Source organism: Marinimicrobium agarilyticum DSM 16975 (assembly GCF_000423345.1).
Classification (GTDB): Bacteria; Pseudomonadota; Gammaproteobacteria; order Pseudomonadales; family Cellvibrionaceae; genus Marinimicrobium; species Marinimicrobium agarilyticum.
In genome coordinates, this window is record NZ_AUHU01000015.1 from 98,247 (window position 1) to 106,359 (window position 8,113).

Genomic DNA, 8,113 nt, shown 5'->3' on the forward strand with positions numbered 1-8,113 from the left:
TGCGACAATTTGTCACTGTGCGACCGTTTCGCCGTTGACTATGCTGCGACTCGCGAACCAACAGGAGGCGCATTGTGTTGCACATTCACAAGCATAACATCGTGTGTTGTGCCGGGTTGGCGCTGTTCGCTCCCATGCTCTCAGCCGAACCGGCAATGCCTGCATTGGCCATGGAAGAGGTGCGTGTCTGGGGCGAGCGCGGCGACGGCCAGAACACCCCAACCAGCGGCCCCAGCAGCGTCATCACGCCGGACGACGTCAAGGCCATCAACATCGCCACCACCGAGGATCTGGTCAAGTTCGAGCCCAGCCTGGTGATCCGACGCCGTTTTATTGGCGACGCCAATGGGACTTTGGGCATGCGCGGTTCCAATATGTTCCAGACGGCGCGCTCCATGGTCTTTGCCGACGGCGTACCGCTTCACTACTTACTGGAATCGCGCTGGAGCGGCGCCCCGCGCTGGACACTGGTCTCCGCCAGCGAAATCGCCCAAGTCGAACTGCTCTACGGCCCCTTCTCGGCCGAGTACAGCGGCAATTCAATGGGCGGTGTGATCAATATCGAGACCGCTATTCCCGAGGGCCGCCGCATTCATATGGATGGCAGCTTTTTCTCGCAGGACTTCGACGCCTACGGTTTTGACGACACGATTAACGGCTATAAAGGCTTCGCCTCCTACGGCGATCGCTTTGGGGATTTAAGCGTTTACCTCTCCTACAACCATCTGGACAATGAGGCCCAACCGCAATCCTACTATTACGGCGGCAAAACCGACGCCGCCAACCCGACGCCGGTTAGCGGTGCCATTCCCGGGCTGGACAAGGAGGGAAGTCCAAGGCTGTATTTTGGGGACACCGGGATGGTGAACACCACCACCGACAATATAAAGTTGAAACTCGGTTACGACTGGAAGCGCTGGTCCACGCTGGTCAATATCGCCTACGAAGACCGCCTCTCTCGCAGCGACGACGCCAACAGTTACGTCACCGGCCCGGTTGGGGAATTCGTCTGGGGCGGCGCCGTCACGCAAGACGGCACGGCCTTTTCCATGCCCGCCTCCCGGCTGAACGTGAGCACGATGGAGCGCGACACTCTATCCACCGGCTGGCGTATTCGCGGGGAACTGGCTGAGGGCGTTTCCCTAGAAACCAGCCTGAGTCACTTCACCATCATTCGGGACGAAAGCCGAGAGTCCGCAGTCAACCCGGCCCACCCCGACGCCTCACCGACAGGCCAAGTCAGCGACTACGGCGACACCGGCTGGCAGACCGCCGAGGTCAAACTGCACGCTGAAGACTGGCTCACCGAAGGGCTCTCACTGGTTACCGGTGCCCGCACTGAAGCTTATGAGTTGAACCTCAATATTTACGACTCCGATGATTATCGCAACGGTGAAAAAACCGCAGCGGTCGGGCGCAGTGGGGGCGAGACTCGCATCGATGCACTCTACGCACAGGCCGCTTGGCAATTCCATCCCCAATGGGATACTACACTGGGACTTCGCTACGAAGACTGGCAAAGCAATAACGGCTACTTTTCGAACGACCAGCCCGGCACACCGGAACTGGACCTGACCCCGGTACCGGGCAATGATCGTCAACACATCTCCCCCAAGTTTTCGCTCGGTTTTGCGCCCAACAGTGAATGGCAATGGCGGTACTCCTTGGCTCAGGCTTACCGATTTCCCATCGTGGAGGAGCTATTCAGCCAGTACCGGGCCTACAACGCGGTCAGCCAAGCCAACCCGGAATTGAAACCCGAAGACGGCGTGCATCAGAACCTGATGCTGGAGCGCGAGCTCGACCATGGGGTCATGCGTTTTAACCTGTTTCAGGAAACCATTGACGATGTGATCGAATCCCAAACCGACCTTCTTCCTGGCGGCGGTTCGGTCCGCACCTTTGTGCCGGTAGACGAAGTGACTACCTGGGGGGCGGAATGGATTGCCAACCTGCAAGGGCTCTGGCATCCGCAGCTCGACCTGCGCTTCAACCTCACCTACACCCGCTCGGAAATCACCGAGAACGACCCCAACCCAGATCTGGAAGGCAACACCTTCCCACGCATGCCCCGTTGGCGCGGGAACCTGCTGACGACTTACCATCTGACCCCGAAATGGGACCTCAGCGCCAGCCTCCAGTACGCCAGTGACAGTTACGGCAACCTGGACAACAGCGACACCGAGGACGAAGTCTACGGCGCGCAGGACGGCTATGCTTTTATCGGGCTGAAAACGCGCTACCAGTTCGACGACCGTTGGGGTTTCAGCCTGGGCGTGGACAACATTACCGACCAACGCGCCTATGTAGCACACCCCTGGCCGGGGCGAACGGTGTACGCCAACTTTTCCTATGACTGGCAATAACAAAAAACCTTGAGCGTGAAATGCAATGAATCAGGCCGTCGATACCAACAATACACCCACCGTCGCTGCCAACACCAAGCAGTGGTACCGGACCATCTGGCGGTGGCACTTTTACGCTGGCCTGTTCTGCATTCCATTTATCATCACGCTCGCGCTCTCTGGCGCGATCTATCTGTTCAAGCCGCAAATCGATCAATGGAATGAGCGACCTTTCCACAACCTGTCGGAGGTGGGCACACCCGCCGCACCGGAAACGCTGATTAAGGCGGCCACCGAACACCTTCCCGGCAGCACTTTCCAGAATTTTCGATTGCCCGGCGACGCCGACGACGCGGTGCTAGTCAGCGTCACCAAAGACGGCGAGCGCTATTTGACCTACATCCACCCGAGCAATGCCAAAATGCTGCACCAGATGAGTTATGAAAACCAGTTTATTCGGCAGGTTCGAACCTTCCACGGCGAATTGTTGGTCGGCACCACCGGCTCCCTTTTTGTGGAGCTGGCCGCCTGCTGGGCCATCGTACTGATCCTCACCGGCCTCTACCTCTGGTGGCCGCGTTCCGCCAAAGGCCTGGCCGGCGTTCTGTATCCACGCCTGACCAAAACCGGCCGCGTTTTCTGGCGCGATCTGCACGCGGTGGTCGGCTTCTGGATTTCCATCATGGCATTGTTTTTATTGCTCAGCGGTTTGCCCTGGAGCCTGGTATGGGGCAGCGCCTTCAAAGAGGTGCGGCAATGGACCGAGGAGCCCGTGCAGCAGGATTGGCGAGTTCGCTCCGTTGAAGAACACCATCACCATGGCACGGAAAGTCCGAATGACCGACCCAACCTCAAGCCAAACATTGTCAACGCCGCGCAAGATTTACAGTTCGCGCCTCCGGTAGAATTGTCTTGGGACGAGGGCCTCTGGAAGGTGGCCTCTCAACACCAAAACCGCCCCTTAAGAGCCACCGCCTGGCTCAATCCAGAAACGGGAAGCGTGGAAAAACGCAGCGGGTTTAACGATAAGAGTACGGTGGACAAAGTAGTGGGCGTCGGCATCGCCGCCCACGAAGGTCAACTGTTCGGATGGTTTAATCAGCTTCTGGGTGTGGTCACGGCGCTTGGACTCGTTACCTTGGCCGTGAGTGGATTTATTTTGTGGCGCAAGCGGAAACCGGAAAGCACATTGGGCGCACCCTCACCATTGGATCATCGCAAAGCGAAAATTGTTGGCGTGGGAATTTTAGCACTGGGAATTTTCCTACCCTTGGTGGGCATCTCTCTGGTCGCGCTTTGGGCTTTGGAGTGGTTGGTGATCCGGCGGATTGAACCGGTGGCGGTTTGGCTGGGAATGCAGATCCACCATTAACCGAAAACGGCGGGTTGGTGTTCCCGGAAATGCATTCGCACTGGACCAGATTGGCACCGTTGTCCGTTAAAAACATCCACACTCAATGTCAATTCGCCGGTATTAACCGAAGAGATGCGACGGTAGTCGCCATCCACCGGCGTAATGTTCCATTTCTGTCAATCGTCACTGAGCCAGATCCGCTATTGGATATAGGTTGCCGCAGCTGGTCACATCCAATGCGTTGCCACTAAAAACCAACGACTCAGGCCTTTTAATCATCCTTTCCTTTTTTGGTGGCGTTTTTCCTAACCGCTGGGCTCGAAACCTGCACCCCCACTTACTGTATGGTGAGCTTGTTGATTCCGATGACGCATCAAGCAGCTTTCACTGCGTAGCCTTGGTCAACCACAAGCTGGGCTGCGTCCAAACGGAACTCGGGGTCAGAAATTATCATCTTTTCCATTGCACGTACCTGGCTTTCTCCGTGAGTGATAATACACTAAAAATCAGGTGACAGTAATCACTATACCCCTAACACCCTACTTAATATAAAAAGCATTCTCAATCTATTAATTAATAATCTTTCCCTTCCGTCGAGAAAAGTAAATTGAAATAGTTGGAAGGTTTATCGTAAACAAGCTCAAGAATGTTCACACATGGCGATTGAGACCAACTATCTTTGTCGAGAAAAGTATATCCATAATTCTCAACTATGCTCTTCAACAGAAAAAACTCCCTATTGTTAATAAATTTTTCTTCGTTGACCTCCGTCAAATATTCTTAAAGATCATCATACTCGAACGCTCGTACTGCAAAGTACGAAGACACGCTAGATAAGTACAAACGGTAATAACCTTTCAACCGGCTACCCGATAACTCTAATGGTTTTACCGCAAACACAAACCCCAGATCTTCGTTCAGATCCGTATCGTTGTTGACCCAAAAATTATTCATGAGATCCTTCCCCAGCGCAGAGTCTGGGCCACCCGCCACTCTGCTTGCAATAACTCTTCTTTCCACCGGAAGATCTCTTTCAAGATTTTTAAATATTTCGTTATTCATTTCTGCAACGCCTCTATCTTTCAGGCCCACGGGGATGACCATGACATACACCTTTAGCGTCTTGATGTACTTTTACCTGGGACTGATCGCCCCAATTGGGGCCGGCACCCACTCTCTCGCCATAATCTTTCCTGTAAGTAGTTGTTCCTGCAGAGTCGACGGTGGAGCTATGATGATTTCTGGTGTATGACCTGAAAAAGGAGCGGTGTATCCTGTTGATTGATCTTGGCGGATCAACAATCAACAGAGGAGATACACCGCATGACCGATGGTAATATTCTTGACCTGAAAACGCCAGCCCAGGACCCGCTGAATGACCTGCTCAAGCACGGCGCTCAGCAGCTGTTGGCGAAGGCTGTTGAGGCGGAACTGGCAGAGCTTTTGGAGCAGTATTCAGACATCCGGGTGGAGGGCAGACAAGCGGTCGTGCGCAACGGCCATTTGCCGGAAAGGACGGTGCAGAGCGGGCTTGGAGACTTGCCGGTCAAGGTGCGGGATCGTTCCGGCAGTGGCATCAAGTTCAACAGCAGCCTGGTCCCGCCGTACCTCAAGCGCACCAAGGCCATGGAGGAGTTCAGTCCCTGGCTGTACTTGAAGGGGATCTCCACCGGTGATGTCAACACCGGCCTATTTTGTCCTCATTGAGGGTGCGGCGCTTTTCTTGGACAAATTTTCAAGCTGCAATGCCTAAACTCTGACGATACTCGACGGGACTCCTCCCGCCAAGCGACATTTTGATGCGGGTTTCGTTGTACCAACGGATGTACTCGTCGAGTTCGGCAACGAACTGCTCCATGGTGACGCCGGCCCATTGCCTCGGGTAAAAGAACTCTGTCTTTAGTCGCCCGAAGAATGCCTCGCAAGCGGCATTGTCTGGCGAGCATCCTTTACGAGACATGGAGCGCGTCAAATTCGCTCTCTCAAGGCGTTGAAGCCAACCCGGCCAGCGGTAGTGGCACCCCCGGTCCGAATGTACAGTCGGTGTTTCACCGGATGCCAGCGTACTGATAGCCTCGTCAAGCATGGCGTTTACGAGGTCCCCATTGGGTGTCGGGCTAATCGACCAACTGACCACGAGACCGTCGAAGCAATCGATCATCGGAGATAGATAGACTTTGCCTGGCGGAATCGCGAACTCGGTCAGGTCCGTCAGCCACTTCTCGTTGGGCGCAGATGAACGGAAGTCTCGAGCGATTATGTTCCCCGGTGCCGGGCTCAACTCTCCGCGATAGGTGTTGAACCGATTACGCCGGGTGCTACGGACCACCAGGCCTTCTTCCGCCATAAGTCGACGGATCACCTTCTCAGAGAGCCGCGAACCGCTGCGCCTCAAGCACTCGCCTATGCGTCGATAACCATAGCAGCGTTAATTGCTCTCGAAGATTATCTCTATCTCTTGTCGTTCCTCGGCATACTTGTCTGGGCGCTGCAGAGCTTCCCTGCCGTAGTAATACGAGCTCCTGGGCAGATCGAGGGCCGTGAGCAGCTCGGCAAGCTGGTAAGCGTCTTTCAGGGCGTCAACCAGCAGCGTCTTTTCCCGGTTGCTCAGGGTCTGAGGGTTGACGCCCTCGTCTTTTTTTACAAGTTCATTCGCCTTGACAAGGATGTCGTGCTCAAGTTGTAGCTCATGGACACGCGTTTCCAGAGCCTCCACTTCGGCCCTAAGTTCATCAAGATCGCCATCAGAGGTCCGATTGTGTGGTCGTTTCATGGCTTTCCCCGTCTCAGCGCCGAGTAGCTGTTTACGCCAGTTATACAGGGTCTGACGGGTGACTGCGAATCTGTGGGCAACCTCTGTGGCCGAGGCTTGACGGGTACATAGCTCAATGACGGCACTTTTTCTCTCTGCGCCCGAGCGCCCAAAGGGCTCCACCGGGTTGGTCCGCCTGACTACTGCAACCGGCGTTTCACCGTTTACCCATGCGCGCAGCCACTCTATGTTGGGGTAACCGAGTTCCCTGACCGTTCGAGCTATACATTGGCCTGTACGGAAATAATGTTCAACAGCCCGACGACGCTCCTCCGAAGTGTATTTTGGCTTCCGTTTTTTCCGCATGGGAACTTGACCGGAAGCCAAGTAGCCCTGATACCAACGCCGCAGTTGCTTCTTGGACGGATATCCGAGCGCTCGGACGGTTGCCGCCGCGCTCTTCCCATACTGGATGTAGGCCTCAATGGCCTTCAGGCGATCAGAATAAGAATACATGAACTACCTCCAAAGTAGTCCAAGATATCCGCCGCACCCTCTTTTTTACGGACTTTTAACACCGGTGCTGACAGTGAGATGCAGCCGGCGCTGGAAGCGCTGCTGGGCGAAGGGGCCACGGGACTGTCGGCCAACACCGTCAGCCGCCTCAAGCAGGGCTGGGAGCAGGATTACGACCGGTGGCGCCAACGAGACTTGAGCAAGCGCCGATACGTGTACCTCTGGTCTGATGGCGTCTACAGCCAAGTCCGCATGGATGACAAGTTGTGTCTTCTGGTGCTGATCGGCTCCGATGACACGGGCCGCAAAGAGGTTCTGGCGGTGGTGGCGGAGCTGTTCAGGATTTCTATTGATGAGTTGCTGGGGAACCAGCCGAAAAAGATTGGTGGCAAGCGCGGCCCGGCCTCCAAGCTGCAACAGCAGATCGAGCGGCTAAACGAGTTGCCCAAGTCCAAGCAGAAGTTTGTGATCGAGATGATTGATACGGTGCTTCAGCAGGCTTCGTGAAGTCATAAGCCGACGGTTTTTTAAATACCCTCAACAACTTACCGCCAAACGAGCGGACAATCCGTAAAAAAGTTGTCGACAATTTTTGGTAAGTAAATCAGAGGGTTGTTTACGCAGCGTCAGCTGCATAGGGTGTGGTAACAATGCAGAAGAGGAAAAGCCGTCACAACTTTTGAAAGTGGGGCCTTCGTATTCACAATATTCTGAAGGCCTTCTGAACAAAACAGCGGCCGGGGCCTTGCCGCTGTTTTCTGTTGAGGATAAAAAAGTGGGTGTATCAGATGTAGTAGTCCAGACTTGATCTGACAGTTACCGGTTTTTCCGATGGTGTCTGTCAGGTCAAGTTCAGCCTACGAACTTTTCCTTCCAGATTCGCTTGCCATCTTCCAGGGTTTCCATTGGCGTCCTGCCGCAGCACATTTTCCCCTGGTGAGTACGGTGATGATTGTACTCATGCAGCCAGTCGTCCAAGTCCGACTGAAGTGCCTCCAGCGTATCGTAGATCTTACGCCGTAGCGTGGCCTGATAAAACTCCTGCAGCACTGTCTTATGGAATCGCTCACAGATGCCATTGGTCTGCGGGTGTCGAGCCTTGGTTTTGGTGTGTTCTATCTCATTCAGCGCCAAGTATAGCTGATA

Annotated in this window: 4 protein-coding genes and 3 pseudogenes; 4 read left to right on the top strand and 3 right to left on the bottom strand. The window is 54.7% G+C overall.

The window, feature by feature from the left end; translation table 11 throughout:
• Positions 1–74: 74 nt before the first annotated feature.
• Both G547_RS21675 and G547_RS0114580 read left to right on the top strand, forming a co-directional pair.
• Positions 75–2,366 (top strand): TonB-dependent receptor, encoded by a 2,292-nt coding sequence (locus G547_RS21675; protein WP_245573489.1) that lies wholly within the window; start codon positions 75–77, stop codon positions 2,364–2,366.
• Positions 2,367–2,391: 25 nt separating this feature from the next.
• Positions 2,392–3,717: a PepSY-associated TM helix domain-containing protein gene (locus tag G547_RS0114580; protein ID WP_027330485.1), complete on the top strand. Its 1,326-nt coding sequence runs from the start codon at positions 2,392–2,394 to the stop codon at positions 3,715–3,717.
• A 762-nt stretch (positions 3,718–4,479) separates the two neighbouring features.
• On the opposite strand, the gene G547_RS0114590 is transcribed toward G547_RS0114580, so the two are convergent.
• Positions 4,480–4,803, bottom strand: coding sequence for a hypothetical protein (locus G547_RS0114590; RefSeq protein WP_027330486.1), 324 nt, complete (start codon positions 4,801–4,803; stop codon positions 4,480–4,482).
• A 219-nt stretch (positions 4,804–5,022) separates the two neighbouring features.
• Here G547_RS0114590 and G547_RS21680 point away from each other — a divergent pair.
• Positions 5,023–5,391, top strand: a pseudogene (locus G547_RS21680) (transposase); the annotation flags it as partial.
• Positions 5,392–5,434: 43 nt separating this feature from the next.
• Here the strand turns inward: G547_RS21680 and G547_RS23150 are convergent.
• Positions 5,435–6,967 (bottom strand): annotated as a pseudogene (locus G547_RS23150) (IS3 family transposase).
• Positions 6,968–7,048: 81 nt separating this feature from the next.
• Between G547_RS23150 and G547_RS23855 the strand changes: the two are divergent.
• Positions 7,049–7,291, top strand: a pseudogene (locus tag G547_RS23855) (transposase); the annotation flags it as partial.
• 528 nt (positions 7,292–7,819) lie between these two features.
• On the opposite strand, the gene G547_RS0114615 reads toward G547_RS23855, so the two are convergent.
• Positions 7,820–8,113: integrase core domain-containing protein (locus G547_RS0114615; protein WP_027330490.1), on the bottom strand; the 294-nt coding region annotated here is incomplete at its 5' end.

Bases quoted from the DNA above. Each gene is read 5' to 3' on its own strand.
- G547_RS0114580 (WP_027330485.1), top strand. From the start codon at position 2,392: ATGAATCAGGCCGTCGATACCAACAATACACCCACCGTCGCTGCCAAC.
- G547_RS0114590 (WP_027330486.1), bottom strand. From the start codon at position 4,803: ATGGTCATCCCCGTGGGCCTGAAAGATAGAGGCGTTGCAGAAATGAAT.